This window comes from Lysobacter firmicutimachus, from assembly GCF_037027445.1.
GTDB lineage: Bacteria > Pseudomonadota > Gammaproteobacteria > Xanthomonadales > Xanthomonadaceae > Lysobacter > Lysobacter firmicutimachus.
Map to the genome: position 1 here is coordinate 1,017,705 of NZ_JBANDL010000002.1, position 14,697 is coordinate 1,032,401.

General features: G+C 70.6%; 12 protein-coding genes. 4 read left to right on the top strand and 8 right to left on the bottom strand.

Going from position 1 to position 14,697, the window contains the following annotated elements:
- Positions 1-110: 110 nt before the first annotated feature.
- From V2J18_RS04310 to V2J18_RS04325, 4 genes are all read left to right on the top strand, one after another.
- The gene (locus V2J18_RS04310) at positions 111-1,442 is read left to right on the top strand and encodes a tryptophan--tRNA ligase (RefSeq protein ID WP_336131126.1); all 1,332 of its coding nucleotides are present in this window, start codon (positions 111-113) and stop codon (positions 1,440-1,442) included.
- Positions 1,439-1,762: a hypothetical protein gene (locus tag V2J18_RS04315; RefSeq protein ID WP_336131127.1), complete on the top strand. Its 324-nt coding sequence runs from the start codon at positions 1,439-1,441 to the stop codon at positions 1,760-1,762. The genes V2J18_RS04310 and V2J18_RS04315 overlap by 4 nt, the downstream gene beginning before the upstream one ends.
- A gap of 88 nt (positions 1,763-1,850) precedes the next feature.
- Positions 1,851-2,789 (top strand): MBL fold metallo-hydrolase, encoded by a 939-nt coding sequence (locus tag V2J18_RS04320; RefSeq protein ID WP_336131128.1) that lies wholly within the window; start codon positions 1,851-1,853, stop codon positions 2,787-2,789.
- Between the two features lie 97 nt (positions 2,790-2,886).
- Positions 2,887-4,053: a GGDEF domain-containing protein gene (locus V2J18_RS04325; protein WP_336131130.1), complete on the top strand. Its 1,167-nt coding sequence runs from the start codon at positions 2,887-2,889 to the stop codon at positions 4,051-4,053.
- Between the two features lie 31 nt (positions 4,054-4,084).
- On the opposite strand, the gene V2J18_RS04330 is transcribed toward V2J18_RS04325, so the two are convergent.
- From V2J18_RS04330 to V2J18_RS04365, 8 genes are all read right to left on the bottom strand, one after another.
- Positions 4,085-4,471, bottom strand: coding sequence for a VOC family protein (locus tag V2J18_RS04330; protein WP_336131131.1), 387 nt, complete (start codon positions 4,469-4,471; stop codon positions 4,085-4,087).
- A 79-nt stretch (positions 4,472-4,550) separates the two neighbouring features.
- Positions 4,551-5,477, bottom strand: a complete 927-nt coding sequence (locus V2J18_RS04335; protein ID WP_141233402.1) for a hypothetical protein — start codon at positions 5,475-5,477, stop codon at positions 4,551-4,553.
- Positions 5,478-5,511: 34 nt separating this feature from the next.
- Positions 5,512-6,321, bottom strand: coding sequence for a M23 family metallopeptidase (locus V2J18_RS04340; protein WP_222423731.1), 810 nt, complete (start codon positions 6,319-6,321; stop codon positions 5,512-5,514).
- 298 nt (positions 6,322-6,619) lie between these two features.
- On the bottom strand, positions 6,620-7,981 hold the full coding sequence (locus V2J18_RS04345; RefSeq protein WP_336131134.1) for a dihydrolipoamide acetyltransferase family protein: 1,362 nt from the start codon (positions 7,979-7,981) through the stop codon (positions 6,620-6,622).
- A 67-nt stretch (positions 7,982-8,048) separates the two neighbouring features.
- Complete coding sequence (locus tag V2J18_RS04350; protein WP_064747239.1) at positions 8,049-8,414, bottom strand: SH3 domain-containing protein; 366 nt, start codon at positions 8,412-8,414, stop codon at positions 8,049-8,051.
- Position 8,415: 1 nt separating this feature from the next.
- The gene (locus tag V2J18_RS04355; protein WP_336131136.1) at positions 8,416-9,447 is read right to left on the bottom strand and encodes an alpha-ketoacid dehydrogenase subunit beta; all 1,032 of its coding nucleotides are present in this window, start codon (positions 9,445-9,447) and stop codon (positions 8,416-8,418) included.
- Positions 9,444-10,517, bottom strand: a complete 1,074-nt coding sequence (gene pdhA, locus V2J18_RS04360) for a pyruvate dehydrogenase (acetyl-transferring) E1 component subunit alpha (RefSeq protein ID WP_064747237.1) — start codon at positions 10,515-10,517, stop codon at positions 9,444-9,446. Before pdhA ends, V2J18_RS04355 begins: the two co-directional genes overlap by 4 nt.
- Before the next feature lie 463 nt (positions 10,518-10,980).
- Complete coding sequence (locus V2J18_RS04365; protein ID WP_336131137.1) at positions 10,981-14,541, bottom strand: Calx-beta domain-containing protein; 3,561 nt, start codon at positions 14,539-14,541, stop codon at positions 10,981-10,983.
- Positions 14,542-14,697: the final 156 nt, after the last annotated feature.

The following is a 14,697-nucleotide window of genomic DNA, read 5'->3' on the forward strand; positions in this document are numbered from 1 at the left end:
AGGCGCGGCGGCACCGGCGCCCCGTGTCCGCGGTTCGCACGGCAGGGCGCACCGCCGCGGTCCGGCCCAGGCGGTACACTGGCCGGCCACACGTTGCACCCGCGCCGCCCATGACCCAGACCCGCGTTCTCACCGGCATCACCACCTCCGGCACCCCGCACCTCGGCAACTACGTCGGCGCGATCCGCCCGGCGGTCGCCGCCAGCCTGACCCCGGGCGTGGAAAGCTTTTACTTCCTCGCCGACCTGCATGCGCTGATCAAGGTGCAGGAGCCGGCGCGGGTGCAGCGCTCCACGCTGGAGATCGCCGCGGCCTGGCTGGCCTGCGGCCTGGACCCGGCCAAGGTGTGGTTCTACCGGCAGAGCGAGATCGTCGAGATTCCGGAACTGTCCTGGTTCCTGACCTGCGTCGCCGGCAAGGGCATCCTCAACCGCGCCCATGCCTACAAGGCGGCGGTCGACAAGAACCGCGCCGAAGGCGAAGACGACGACGCGGCGATCACCGCCGGCTTGTTCATGTACCCGGTGCTGATGTCGGCCGACATCCTGGTGTTCAACGCGCACAAGGTGCCGGTCGGCCGCGACCAGATCCAGCACATCGAGATGGCGCGCGATTTCGCCCAGCGCTTCAACCATCTCTACGGCGAGCATTTCGTCCTGCCCGAAGCGCAGATCGAAGAGGCGGTGGCGACCCTGCCGGGCCTGGACGGGCGCAAGATGAGCAAGAGCTACGACAACACCATTCCGCTGTTCGCGCCGCGCGAGCAGCTGAAGAAGCTGATCTATTCGATCGTCACCGATTCGCGCGCGCCGGGCGAGCCCAAGTCGACCGAGGGTTCGGCGCTGTTCCAGATCTACCAGGCCTTCGCCAGCGCCGACGAAACCGCGGCGATGCGCCAGGCCTTCGCCGACGGCATCGCCTGGGGCGAGGCCAAGCAGGCGCTGTTCGAGCGCATCGACCGCGAGATCGCGCCGCTGCGCGAGAAATACGAAGCGCTGATGGCGCAGCCGGAGAAGATCGAGGCGATCCTGATCGACGGTGCCAGGCGAGTGCGCGAGCGCTACGCCGTCGCCTCGATGAAGAAGCTGCGCGAAGCGGTGGGCTTGCGCGATCTGTCGCAGGCCTCTGGCGCGGCCGCGGCCGAGACCGAGACCCGTCGCGCGCTGCCGGTGTTCAAGCAGTACCGCGAGGCCGACGGACGGTTCTATTTCAAGCTCGCCGACGGCGACCGGGTGCTGGTGCAGAGCCAGGGCTTCGCTTCGCCCAAGGACGCCGGCCAGTTGATCGCCGCACTCAAGAGCGGCCGCAGCGATCTGGACGCGCTGCTGGCCGCGGCCGAACCGCTGCAGCCGGCGCAGCGCGAGGAGGCCGCGGCCGCGCTGGCGGCGATCGTGCAAGCCGAAGCGCAGGCCGAAGCGGCCAAGGCCGGCGCCGCGACGTGAGCCGTTTCGTCGAGCTCAACCTGGCGCTGATCCTGTTCCTGCCCTGGTTCGCGATTTTGGGCGCGCTGTTTTGGCTGTACCCGCGCCGGCCGCGCACGCCGGCGCGACAGTTGTTCGATGCCGTGTCGCTGATGGTCTCGGTGTGCGCCTTCGTGCTCGCGGTGCATTGGGCGCACGCCCACGCCGGGGCGAACTACGGTGCGATGTGGCCGCAGATCCTGGCCACGTCGCTCGGCTACGGCGTGTTCCTGGCGATGCTGGCCCTGGCCTGGGCCTTGCGCCGGCATTGGCTGCGGCGCGCTTATCCGCACGGCGATTGAGCCGTAGCGCGGGGCTTTCGACTCAGGTCGCATCGCCGCGCCGCGAGTGGCGGCTTAGACTGGGGCCTTCGTTCCCGCAGGCCCCGCCATGAACGCAGCCTCCGCCGACCACGGCATCGACACCGTCGATACCGGCTTCCACCGCCCGGCGTTCGACGCGGCCTATCTGATCGTCGAGCGCGGCCGCGCCGCCTTCGTCGACTGCGGCACCCAGCATTCGGTGCCCAGGCTGTTGCAGGCGCTGGGCGCGCGGGGGCTGGCGCCGGCCGACGTCGACTGGCTGATCCTGACCCACGTCCATCTCGACCATGCCGGCGGCGCCGGCGCGCTGATGCGGCAGTTGCCGAATGCGCGACTGCTGGTGCACCCGCGCGGCGCGCCGCACATGATCGACCCGGCGCGCCTGGTCGCCGGCGCCACTGCGGTCTACGGCGCGGAGGAAATGGCGCGCAGCTACGGCGACATCGTGCCGGTGCCGGCCGAGCGGGTGGTCAGCGCCGGCGACGGTTGCACGGTGGAGCTCGCCGGACGGCCGCTGCTGTGCGTCGACACGCCCGGTCATGCGCGCCACCACCTGTGCTTGTGGGACGAGCGCAGCCGCAGTTGGTTCACCGGCGACACCTTCGGCCTGTCCTATCGCGAGTTCGACAGTGCGCGCGGGCCGTACGCCCTGCCGACCAGCACGCCGGTGCAGTTCGAGCCGGAGCCCTTGAAGGCCTCGATCCGCGCGCTGCTGGCCCGCGATCCCGCGGCCATGCGCCTGACCCATTACGGCCCGGTCGGCGACGTGCAGCGGCTGGGCGCGGAACTGATCGTGCAGATCGACGCGATGGTGGCGATCGCCCGCGCCGCGCAGGCCGCCGGCGGCGACCGCCATGCGCGCCTGGTCGCGCAGTTGGGCGACTACTATGTCCAGCGCGTGCGTGCCCACGGCTGCGCCCTGGACGAGTCGCAGGTACGGACGATCCTGGCGGTGGACATCGAGCTCAACGCGCAGGGCCTGCAGGTCTGGCTGGATCGCGGTTGAGCCGCGGGCGCGGGCGCGGACGCCGCGCCGAATCCCAGCGCCGGCTGAGCCGGGAGGACGACCCGGTCGCAGTTCGCGGATGGAATCGTCACAGGACATGAATCGAGCGCGACTTAGGCTGGCGGCCGTCACCGCCTGGTCCGGCCCGCCGATGCCCATCGTGCCGCTGCGCCCCAGTCCGTTTCCGTTGCTGCCCGAGCCGCACGACGAGTCGGCGCGGCAATCGGCGTTGGAAGGCTACGAACTGCTCGACAGCGTGCCGGAGGCGGCCTACGACGATCTGGTGCGGCTGGCGGCGACGCTGTGCGACGCGTCGGCGGCGGCGATCGCCCTGGTCGACAACGGCCGCATCTGGTACAAGGCGCGCCACGGCCTGGGCGAAACCGAGCGCCTGCGCTCGCAAAGCATCTGCAGCCAGCTGATCGCCGACGCCGAGCCCGATCGGCTGATGGTGATCGCCGACACCGCCGAGGACCCGCGTTTCGCCGGGCTCGGCCTCAAACTCGACGGACGGCCGCTGCGTTTCTACGCCGGTGCGCCGCTGATGAGTCCCGACGGTTACGCCCTCGGCACGCTGTGCGTGCTCGACCACCGGCCGCGCGAGTTGCGCGCGGCCCAGCGCGACGGCGTGGCGGTGATCGCGCGCCAGGTGCAGCACCTGTTCGAGCTGCGCCGCTATGCGATCGAACAGCGCCGCTTGCTGTCCGAGCGCGAAGCTTTCGCCTTGCAACTGGAGTCGGCCCAGGCCGACCTGCAGCGGCGTCACGAACTGCTCCAGCACAGCGCCCGCCACGACGCGCTGACCGGGCTGCTCAACCGTTCGGCCCTGAGCCAGCTGTTGGGCAGCGAGGATGCGATGGAGCCCTTGCGCAACGCCGCCTACACCTTGCTGTTGGTCGACGTCGATCACTTCAAGCAGGTCAACGATCGCTACGGGCATCTGCTCGGCGACCGCGCCCTGCGCGCGGTCGGCGATGCGGTCGCCGCGTCGATCCGCGAGGGCGACGTGGCGGTGCGTTTCGGCGGCGAAGAGTTCCTGGTGGTGCTGCCGGGCACGCATCTGGCGACCGCGAGCGAAGTCGGCGAGCGCATCCGCCAGCGCCTGGCGCGCGCTTCGCTGCCGTTCGCGTTGACGGTGTCGATCGGCATCGCCGGCGGCGATCCCGCGCGCGACCGGCCCGAGCAGGTGTTCGACCGCGCCGACCGCGCGCTGTACCGGGCCAAGGCGCAGGGCCGCGACCGGCTCGCGGTCGACGAAGGTTGAGCGCGGCAACCACGCGCTCTCGACGCCGGGCTCAGTCCCAGACGTTGGGCGCCGGGCCGCGCTCGGGGTGCTTCATGCGCACGATGCAGAACCGGTGCCCGGTCGGCGCCTGCATCACCCACCAGCGCTTGACGAAGCCGATGCGCGTGGCGCCCAACGCCTCCAGGCGCGCGGCCTCGGCGTCGATGTCGTCGCTTTCGATGTCCAGGTGCACGCGCGAGGGGTGATCGACCATCTGTACTTCGATGTTGAGCCCGGCCGGGCCTTCGGCCAGCGGCGCGTACTGCGCGCCGTCGCCGTCGTAGGCCTGTTCGACCCGGGCCAGGCCGAGCGCGCGGCTCCAGAATTCGGCAGCCTGGTCGATCTCGCCGGTTTCGCAATCGATGATGAATCCGGCCAGGCGGCTGCGATGGGCCATGGCGCTGCTCCGCTGCGATGAGGGACGGCCAGAGTGCCGCGCCGTCGCCGATGCGGGAAGTGCCGGGCTTGCGGTCCGCTCAATGAGGCATCGCGGCGGCGTCGCGCTCGGCTTCGGCCGCGGCGATGCCGGCTTCGGCCTGGCGGTACAGCGCGTAGTCCGCGCGATCCAGGGCGAAGCGCTGCAGCGCGAACAGCGCCGCGCGTCGTTGTTCGGTGGTGATGCGCGCGTCGCCGGCCAGATCGAGCAAGGCGTCGCGCAGGCGCGGCGTGCGTGCGCCGGAGGCTTCGATCCCGGCGACCGCGGCGGCGCGGACGTCGGCCGCCGGATCGAGCAGCGCGCGTTCGAGCAAGGCGGCGCTGTCGCCGCTGCGGTTCCAGCGCGCCGACTGCAGCACCGCGCCGGCGCGCACCGCCGGGTCGGTGTGGCCGGTCAGGGCGACGGCGCGTTCCAGCAAAGGGGCGGCGTCTTCGTCGGCGAGCACGGCCGGTTCCAGTCCGCCGAGCAACTGTGCGAGCAAGGCCGGATCGGTTTCGCGCTGCAGGCCGTCGGCGATGGCGGCGCGCGCCTCGGCGCGATCGAGCGGGAACGCGCGCAGCAACGCATAGCCTTGGTCGCGCACCGCCGGATCGGCGTCGCCGGCGAGTCGGCGGCCGGCCTGCAGGACCTCGTCGTTGGCCACGCCCTGCAGCACCGCGAGCAGGGCGCCGCGGCGGTCGAGGTCGGCGGCGAAGGCGTATTCGCGCAGCAGTTCGCGCAGATGGGCGGGGTCCTGCGCGGCGCGGCGGATCGCGCGGTCGAGGTCTTCGCTGCCGCGTGCCGCGACAGGCGCCGTCGCGAACGACGGCGCCTGGGGGACGCGAACAGGGCCGGGCGTTGCGGCCGCTGCCGGCGTCGCGGCGACGGTGGCGGCGGTACCGGCGTCGTCGCGCGGCAGCAGGCGGCCGATGCCGATGCCGGCCGCCAAGGCGGCGAGCAAGGCGAATCCGAACCTGCGTGGACTCATGGGCGCTCCGTTCGCTGCGACGGGCCCGGCGCGATCAGCAATCCGGCGCGACCCGGCCGTCGGAGCCGGTGTAGGTGTAGGCGTCGGGAATATAGCGGTTGCTGCCGGCGGCGCCGACGTTGTTCCACAGATTGCTGGTGCCATAGGTGCCGGTCACCGACTCGCCGGTCTTCTGGCAGCGGATGGTGACGGCGGCGCCGTTGGCGAGCGAACCGACGATGCTGTAGCCGGTGCCCGGGCCGGAACGCACGTTCAAGGGCGAGCCGCTGGTGCGCACGGTGCCGGCATGGCCTCCGCCGCCGCTGCAGGCGTTGCGGCTCTTGTAGGCGACTTCGTATTGGTCGTAAACGATCGTCGAGCCGTTCCAGACGATCTTCTGGTCGTCGCCGTTGAGCCGCTGTTCGTAGTGCAGATGCGCCGAGATGTTGTTGCCGGGACGGCTGGTCTTGCCGAGCGTGCCGATCTTTTGGCCCTGCTCGACGCTGGCGCCGTTGGCGACGCTGATGCTGTTGAGGTGGGCGTAGTAGGTCTGCCAGCCGCCGCCGTGATCGATCACCACCAACTTGCCGTAGCCGGTGCCTTGGTGCGGGTTGTAGGTGTGGGCGACGCCCTTGGCCGAGGCGACCACGGTCGAGCCGAGGTCGGCGTCGCTGAGCGGACGCGGCTTGTGGTTGAGGTCGACCGCATAGCGCAGGCCGTGGCCGGGGTAGGTGTCGCCGTACCAGGTCTGGCCGCAGGGGAAGGGCATCTGGAAGGCCGGGCGGGCGGCGTGGGCCGTGGGCAGGGCCAGGCCGAACACGGCCAGCGACAGCCCGGTCAGCATCGGACGCAGGGAACGGATCATCGGAAAACCTCTCGAGGGACGATGAGGTGGACAGGCGGAACCGGCGCACGGGCGGCCGGCAGCGGGATTGCGCGCCGACGCTAGCGCGATTCCGTTGCCGTTATTTGAGGGAATTTTCTATTCCTGGATGCCGCGAACACGCCGAGCGTGATCGGGATCGCGGTCGCGGCCAGGGCGGACGCGCGCGGCTGCCGAGCCCCGAAACAACGACGCCGCCCCGAGGGCGGCGTCGCGAGGCCGGCGCTGACTCCGCCGGTCGATGCGAAACGGCGCGCCGTGGCGCACCGCTTGCGGCGACTCAGTTCGGCCGCGCCAGATCGTCGATCATGGCCTTGAGGAAGCGCGCGGCCTCGCCGCCGGTGCAGGCGCGGTGGTCGAAGGTCAGCGACAGCGGAATGACCTTGTGCGACTCGAAGCCGCCCATCACCGGAGTCATCTGATGGCGGCCTTTGCCGGCGGCGACGATGGCCACGGTCGGCGGCACCACCACCGGCGTGGCGTAGCGACCGGCGAACATGCCGAAGTTGGACAGCGAAATGGTGTAGCCGCTGAGCTCGGACGCCGGAATGCTGCGATCCTCGACTTGCGCGCGCAGACGGTTGATCGCTTCGCGCACGCCGCGCGTGTCCAGCACGTCGGCATTGCGCAGCGCCGGCACGAACAGGCCGTCGTCGGTGTCCACGGCGATGCCGATGTCCACGTGCGGGTGCAGGGTGCGGGTGAGCTTGTCGCCGTCGAACCAAGCGTTGAGCGCCGGCACCGCCTTGCATGCGGTCACGATCGCGCGCACCAGGCGGCCGGTGATGTCGTTGCCGGGCGCCCAGGCATGAATGTCGGCGTCGTCGGCCAGGGTGGTCGGCACGACCTTGCTGTGCGCGTCGGCCATGACCCGGGCCATGTTGCGGCGCACGCCCTTGAGCTGCTCGGGCTGGCCGGTCGCGGCCACGCCCGGCGGCTGGGTGCGCATCGGCCGGCCCGATTGCGACAGGGTGCTGCGCGCGGGCGCGGCGACCGGCGCTTCGGCGGCCGCGGCGGCGCGCGGCGCGATGGCGGCGGCCGGCGCGGAACCGATCTTGGCCGAGCCGTCGGCGCTGGCGCGCTTGACGTCGTCCATGCTGACCGTGCCGTCGGCGCCGGTGGCGCGGACCCGGCTCAGGTCGACGCCGAGCTTGCGCGCCAGCGCGCGCACCGCCGGCATCGCCTTGACCCCGCCGACCGCGACCGCCTGTTCGCTGCGCACCGCGTCGGAGGACTGCATGGCGCCGACCACGGTACCGCTGTCGGCGCGCTCGGCGCTTTCGGCCTTGGCCGGCGCGACAGGTTCGGCGGATGCGGTTTGCGCTTGAGGCGCCGGCGCATGACCGCCGCCGTGGTGATGGCCCGTGTCTTGGCCGTCGGCGCGCTGCGGCAGGTTCGGGTCGATCTGGAATTCGGCCAGCATGGTGCCGGTGACGATCACGTCGCCGGGGCCGCCGGCGAGCTTGAGTACCTTGCCGGACACCGGCGAGGGCACTTCGACCACCGCCTTGGCGGTCTCCATCGACACCAGGGTGTCGTCGAGGCGGACAGTGTCGCCGACCTTGACCGCCCATTCGACGATGGTCGCGTCCGGCAGGCCTTCGCCGAGGTCGGGAAGCAGGAAGGTCTTGGTATCGCTCATAACTCGTTGGTCTCTTGAGTAAGTTGGCGACGCGGTCGGGCCGGCGTCGTCCTTGGCATCGGCGCGGTCAGGCGCCGTCGTCGATCGTTCCCAGGTTGCGCGCCGGGACCCAGCCCTGCGCACCGTCCTCGCGTTGCGCCCACCACCAGCCGCCGAGCTCGTCGATCAGGCGCAGCCGCTGGCCGGCCTCGACGTCGAGCTCGCGCGCGTCGTAGTCGCGCAGCGCCTGCGCGCGCAGCGTACCGTCGACAGCGGGGTCGAGCGGGCGCAGCCAGTCCAGCGGCGCCCAGCCGGCGCGGCCGTCGTCGAGCGTGGTCCACACGAACGCCGGCCACTCGCTGTCGCGTTCGCCGAGCCGCACCACCGCGCCGCGCTCGAACGCGATCGGGTCGTGGTACTGGGCGCGGTAGCCGGCGACGACGAGTGCGCGCATGTCAGCCGTGGCCGAGCGCGCGCTTGGCCGCGGCGACGATCTTGTCGACGCTGGGCAGGTACTTCATCTCCAGGCGGAACAGCGGGATGTGGGTGTCGTAGCCGGTGACGCGCTCGACCGGCGCCAGCAGGTCGTACATCGACTCCTCGGCCAGGCGCGCGGCGATCTCGGCGCCGAAGCCGGCGGTCTTGGGCGCTTCGTGCACGATCACGCAGCGGCCGGTCTTGGCCACCGACTCGGCGATGGTGGCGAAATCCAGCGGCTTGAGCGTGGCGACGTCGATGACTTCGGCGCTGATGCCTTCGCCGGCCAGCTTGTCGGCCGCTTCCAGGGTTTCCTTGACCTGCGCGCCCCAGCTGACCAGGGTGATGTCGCTGCCGTCGCGCAGCACGTAGCACACGTCCAGCGGCAGCGCTTCGCCGTCGTCGGCGACCACTTCCTTGTACTGGCGATAGATGCGCTTGGGCTCCATGAAGATCACCGGGTCCGGGTCGCGGATCGCCGCCAGCAGCAGGCCGTAGGCGCGCGCCGGCGAGGACGGCAGCACCACGCGCAGGCCGGGCACGTTGGTGAACAGCGCTTCGTTGGCTTCGCTGTGGTGTTCCGGCGCGCGGATGCCGCCGCCCCACGGCACGCGCAGCACCATCGGGCAGCTCAGACGGCCGCGGGTGCGGTGACGGAAACGCGCGGCGTGGCAGATGATGTGGTCGAGCATCGGATAGACGAAGCCGTCGAACTGGGCTTCGGCGATCGGCTTCATGCCCTGCGCGGCCAGGCCGACAGTGAGGCCGGCGATGGTGGTTTCGTCCAGCGGCGTGTCGAGCACGCGCTCGGGGCCGAACTGCTGCTGCAGGCCGGCGGTGGCGCGGAACACGCCGCCGTTGACGCCGACGTCCTCGCCCAGCACCAGCACGCTGTCGTCGTGGCGCATCTCGTAGGCCAGCGCCTGGGTGATGGCTTCGATCAAGGTGATCGCCGCCGGGGTGGCGACCGGCTGCGCGGTGTCGATCTTGGCTTGGGTGGCGGCGTTCATCGGCGGCCCTCCTGGGCGAGCGCTTCGGCGCGTTGCGCCTGCAGATCCGCCGGCATGTCGGCGTAGAGGTAATCGAACATGGCTTCGACCGGTTGCACCGGCGTTTCCAGATAGGCGTTGATTTCGACGTCGACCTTGGCCGCGCATTCCTCGGCCCAGGCTTTTTCCAGTTCTTCGTTCCACACGCCCTGGGCGGTGAGGTAGGCCCGCAGGCGCGGCACCGGGTCGCGGGTCCAGGCGTCCTTGACCTCGGCCTCGTCGCGGTAGCGGCGCGCATCGTCGGCGGTGGTGTGGTCGTGCAGGCGATAGGTCATGAATTCGATCACGCTGCCGCCGCCGCCGTTGCGCGCCAGCTCGGCCGCGCGGCGCATGCCTTCGAGCACCGCGATCAGATCGTTGCCGTCGACCTGCAGGCAATGCAGGCCGCCGGCTAGGCCCTTCTGGGCCAGGGTCTTGGCGCCGGTCTGGGCCGAGCGCGGCACCGAGATCGCCCAACCGTTGTTGATCACGCACAGGATCAGCGGCAGCTGGTAGGCGCCGGCCGAATTCAGCGCGGCGTAGAAGTCGGTCTTGGACGAACCGCCGTCGCCGCAGCAGGCGACCGCGAGATTCTTTTCCTTGCGCAGCTTGAACGCCAGCGCGGCGCCGGCAGCGTGCAGGCATTGGGTGGAGATCGGCACCGACCAGGCGAAGTCCTTGCGCGGACCGGCGAAGTCGTTGCCGCGCTCGTCGCCGCCCCAGTACATCAGCACTTCGCGCGGCTGCACGCCGCGCATGAACTGCGCGCCGTATTCGCGATAGCTGGGCGCGAACACGTCGTCGGGCTTCATCGAGGCGCCGATGCCGACGTGGGTGGCTTCGTGGCCCAGGCAAGCGGCGTAGGTGCCGAGCTTGCCGGTGCGCTGCAAGGCGATGGCCTTGCTGTCGAAGGTCCGCACGAACAGCATCTGCTTGAACAACGGCAGCAGAACGTTGGCGTCCTTGAACGCGGCCGGAATCTCGGCGACGGGCTTGCCGTCGGCGCCGAGGTATTGGAGGTATTCGATTTCGAACGTCGCGGCGACGGTCATCGGGAAAGGTCCTCACGGAAAAGGGATGAGGTCCGAATCGTTCCGGTCCCGGATCCAGTGCCGGGCGCGCTGGTCAGCTTCAGACTGGCTGGGTCCGGATTCCGCGCATTAAGCCGGGAATTCCGGGCCGGGCTAAAGCCGCGGCGCCCGCTGGACGGGCGCTGCGTCATGGCGCGGATGATACCCAAAGGCGCGTTAAGCGCCGTTGCGCGGTGCGGCATGCAAGTTTCGCCGGAACGCGCTAGACGCCAAATAACGTCAGGACGGCGCGGTATGGATTCGGGCGCTGCCGCACGCCGCGAACGCGCCGCCGGTCGGGTTTCGATCCGCCGCCGGCCGGCGCGCGACCGGCATCGCGCAAAAAAAAGCGCGGCCGGAGCCGCGCTTGGATCTTGCATGCCGCGTTGGCGGGTTTTCGCTGCGGTCGGAACCGGGCGCGGACGCCCGGTTCCGCCGCGGCCGATCACCACCAGCGACCGGTCAGCTGCACGAGGTGGAAGTCGAAATCGTTGAACGGATTCGGATCTTCCACCGCCGACGCGGCCAGGCCGGTCAGCAGCAGTCGGCGATCGAACAGGCCCGGACGCGGCGCGACGATGGCGAAGTCGAAGCGTTGGCTCGCGCCGGCGGCCAGACGCGCGCCTTCGCAAGTGGCTTCGAAGCCGCTGCGCTGCGGCGCGACGGTGCAGTTCCAACCGGCCGGCGCGGCGATGGATACGTTGCCCGCCGGCGCATCGCCGTACAGGGTCACGCTCGGCAGCACCGCGACATCGCCGCCGCGATTGCGCAGGGCGACCGAGAACGCGCCGTTCTGGCCGCCGCGCAACACGCGCGGGCCGTCGACGTCGATCGCCAGGTCGGCGCGCGCGGTGGTCTCCACGTTGACCAGGGCCTGGTCGTTGCCGTCGTTCGGATCGAACGATTGCGCCTGCGCGGCGACCGCCAGGGTGGTGGTCTTGCCGATCATCGCTTCGGTCGCGTTCGCCGACAGCGCGAAGGTCGCGCCTTCGCCGTTGGCCAGGACATCGCGGTTGCAGGCGACGTGGGTCGAACCGGCGTTCACCTGCGGGGTGTCGCAGTTCCAACCCGACGGCGCGGTCACGTTCAGCGCCGGCAGTTCGGCGTTGATCGCGAAACCGATGCCCGGATAGTCGGCCTGTTCCGGACCGGCGTTGTTCAGCGTCGCGCTGAACTGCACCGGACGGCCGACGCGCACCGAGGCGGTCGAGGTCGAGGCGATCACCGCCAGATCGGCGCGCCGGCGCGCATCGACGTAGGCGACCACCGGGTCGTGGTCGGACAGGCGCGAGGGCGAATCGGCCAGGCTGCGGTTGATCTCCGGGAAGTCGGCGTTGATCCGCGCGTGGTCGAGCTTGAGCCCGGCCGCGGCGCCGACCAGGGCCTGGTTGGCGAGCACGTGGTCGATGGTCTGCGCGCTGCCGCCGAAGGTGTAGCTGTAGCGCTGATCCGGCGTTTCCAGATCGCCCAGCTTGACCAGGTTCGGTTCCACCAGGTCGGCGCCATCACCCGGCACCGCGGTCTGGTCGTCGGGCGTCGGCGTGCCGGCGACGGTGTTGATCACGTCGGTCAGGCCGTCGTTGAACTCGAACGCGTTGAAGTCGCCGAGGGTGACGATGCGTTCGGCCGGATTGGCGAGCTGGCGTTCCTGGATGAAACGGGCCAGGAACTCGGCCTGGGCCTGGCGCTTCATGCGCACGCGATGGCCGGCGGCGTCGTCGAGTTCGCTGTCGATCAGCGAGCGCTGATGGACCAGGATCACCGTGACCGGGAAGCTGCGGCCGTCGGCGCCGTGCACGGTCGCCTGCAGCATCAGCGGCGGGCGGTCGTTGAGCTGGCCGCTGCTGCCGTCGGGCTGGGTCCAGGTCGCGTCCTTGCCGACCTGGGTCACCGCCTGCACCTCGACCCGGGCCTGGCCGCCGAAGTCGGCGGTCTTGATCAGGTAGCCGACGTCGATGCCGCCGATGTCGTTGCCTTCCTGCAGGTAGGCGACGTACTTCGGATCGGGGCGGCCGGCGGCGACCGCATCGGCGTTGACGCGCGCGGCGATGTCTTGCAGCGCGGTCAGGTTCTCGACTTCGATCAGGCCCAGGATGTCGGGCTGCTGCAGGTAGGAGATGCCCTGCGAGACCTTGCCGAGGCGGCGCGCGTAGGCCTCCGGGGTCAGCACCGGTTCGCCGATCGCCGGGTCGTTGACCGCGTCGAAGAAGCGCTCGACGTTGTACGAGGCGATGGTGAATTCCCACGGCAGCGGCAGGCGCGAGGCGACCGGCTGCATGCCCTGGGTGATGGTCGACAAGGCGGCCGGATCGCGCAGGATGGTGTAGCGGCGGAAGCCGTAGTCCAGCGGGCCGGTGAGGTCGGTGACGACCGCGCCGGTCGACAGGTTGAAGGCGGTGCCGCCGAGCGCGTCGCTGTCGACGGTGATCAGTTCCGGATTGAAGTCCCAGCGCGGGATCGGCGGAATGCTGCCGCCGCCCGGCGCGGCGTCCGGCGCCTGAATGCCCGGTTCGCGGAACGGACGCGGCACGCCGGTGACGACCACGTTGAAGATGCCGTTGCCGCTGCCGGTGGCGTTGGTTTCGTTCTTCGAACCCTGGGTCGGCGAGACCACGGTGGCGCTGGGGATGACCACCCGCATGCCCTCGAAGCGCTCGAGCTGGTCCAGGCCGCCGTCCGGCGAGGGCAGGGAGGTGCTCAGCGCGACCGCCTGCGGCAGGGTGTTGGGACCCATCACCGCCGGCTGCGACACGAACACGACCTGCACGCCGTTGCCGAGTTCGGTCAGCGGCAACTGGCCCGGGTCGGCGGTCGGGATGTATTCGATCACCTGACCGCTGGCGCGCACGGTGTTGCCGACGGCGGCCGCGGCCGGGACCGGGCTGCCGGTGAACACGAACACGGCTTCGGAGGTGGCCGGGTCGGCGTCGATCTGGTCGTCCGGCGCTTGCAGGAAGAAACCGTTGCTCTTGCGGCCGGTGACGATGCCGGAGGTGTAGACGCGCTGGCCGACCAGCGGCGAGGTCTGGCCGCTGCCCTGGATGGCGTGGATCGCGGTCAGCTCGACTTCGTCGTTGACGATGGTGCCGATCGCTTCGCCGTCGCCGAGGCGGGCGCCGGTCGGCGAACTCAACCGGACGAAGAAGGTTTCGTCGCCCTCGGTGTCGCTGTCGTCGTTGACCTGCACGGCGACGGTGGCGCTGGTCTGGCCTTCGGCGAAGGTCACGGTGCCGTTGGCGACGTTGTAGTCGCCCGCGGCGCTCGCGCTGCCGTCGGCGGTGGCGTAGCGCACGCTGACGCCGCCGGCCGGCGCCGGTTCGGACAGGGTCACGGTGAACACGAACTCGCCGGCGTTTTCCAGCCGCAGCACGTCGCCGATGCTCAATACCGGCAGATTGGCGCCGCCGCACGAGAACGCGGCGCTGGCGCGGTTGCGCGGCGCGGCCGGCGCGGTGGCGAAATCGGCGCCGTTGACGTCGGTATCGGTGCAGCCGTTGTCGGCGCGCAGCGCGGCGAGAATCGCGCTGAGCGTGGCGGTGGGCTGGCTGCCTTCGGCGCAGTTGGTGCCGCTGCCGTAGCCGACGAAGTCGATGCTGCCGAGCGGGCAGGCGCCGCTGAGGGCGTTGTTGTGATTGACCAGGGCGACCTTGCCGGCGCCGCCGGCCATCGCCAGGGTGCCGATCGCGTCCGGCGTCGGCAGGGCGACCGTGCCGCCGCTGCCGTCGGCCTGCTTGATCAGGTAATAGCCGCCCGGCGCGATGGTGCCGGTCAGCGGCGTGCGCGACCAGTTCGAACCGGTGCTGGAGGCGTACTGCACGCTCCAGCCGGTCAGGTCGACCGGGTCGCTGCCGTTGTTGTGCAGCTCGATGAAATCGCTCTTGAGCGTGGCGCCGGAATTGCCGCCGCCGCCGTAGACCTGACTGATGACGACTTGGGCGTGGGCCGATCCAGCCGAAGCCAAAGCCAACAACAATGCCGCCGAAAGGCGGCTGAAGCACTTATCCATGTTTCTCCCCATGTGAACGCCTGGATCCCCCCGGACACGCAGACGGGGTGGATTGTGCCCTAATGCTCACTTCTTGGCGTTGCACGGCGATGACGCCGCGCCTGCGTTTTTTCGACGGCCGTCGCGAACTGCGCCGGCCCGGCCGACTGGCGCCGC

Excerpts from the sequence above, each read along its gene's own strand:
- V2J18_RS04310 (WP_336131126.1), top strand. The coding sequence starts at position 111 with ATGACCCAGACCCGCGTTCTCACCGGCATCACCACCTCCGGCACCCCG.
- V2J18_RS04320 (WP_336131128.1), top strand. The coding sequence starts at position 1,851 with ATGAACGCAGCCTCCGCCGACCACGGCATCGACACCGTCGATACCGGC.
- V2J18_RS04325 (WP_336131130.1), top strand. The coding sequence starts at position 2,887 with ATGAATCGAGCGCGACTTAGGCTGGCGGCCGTCACCGCCTGGTCCGGC.
- V2J18_RS04330 (WP_336131131.1), bottom strand. The coding sequence starts at position 4,471 with ATGGCCCATCGCAGCCGCCTGGCCGGATTCATCATCGATTGCGAAACC.
- V2J18_RS04335 (WP_141233402.1), bottom strand. The coding sequence starts at position 5,477 with ATGAGTCCACGCAGGTTCGGATTCGCCTTGCTCGCCGCCTTGGCGGCC.
- V2J18_RS04340 (WP_222423731.1), bottom strand. The coding sequence starts at position 6,321 with ATGATCCGTTCCCTGCGTCCGATGCTGACCGGGCTGTCGCTGGCCGTG.
- V2J18_RS04345 (WP_336131134.1), bottom strand. The coding sequence starts at position 7,981 with ATGAGCGATACCAAGACCTTCCTGCTTCCCGACCTCGGCGAAGGCCTG.
- V2J18_RS04350 (WP_064747239.1), bottom strand. The coding sequence starts at position 8,414 with ATGCGCGCACTCGTCGTCGCCGGCTACCGCGCCCAGTACCACGACCCG.
- V2J18_RS04355 (WP_336131136.1), bottom strand. The coding sequence starts at position 9,447 with ATGAACGCCGCCACCCAAGCCAAGATCGACACCGCGCAGCCGGTCGCC.
- pdhA (WP_064747237.1), bottom strand. The coding sequence starts at position 10,517 with ATGACCGTCGCCGCGACGTTCGAAATCGAATACCTCCAATACCTCGGC.
- V2J18_RS04365 (WP_336131137.1), bottom strand. The coding sequence starts at position 14,541 with ATGGATAAGTGCTTCAGCCGCCTTTCGGCGGCATTGTTGTTGGCTTTG.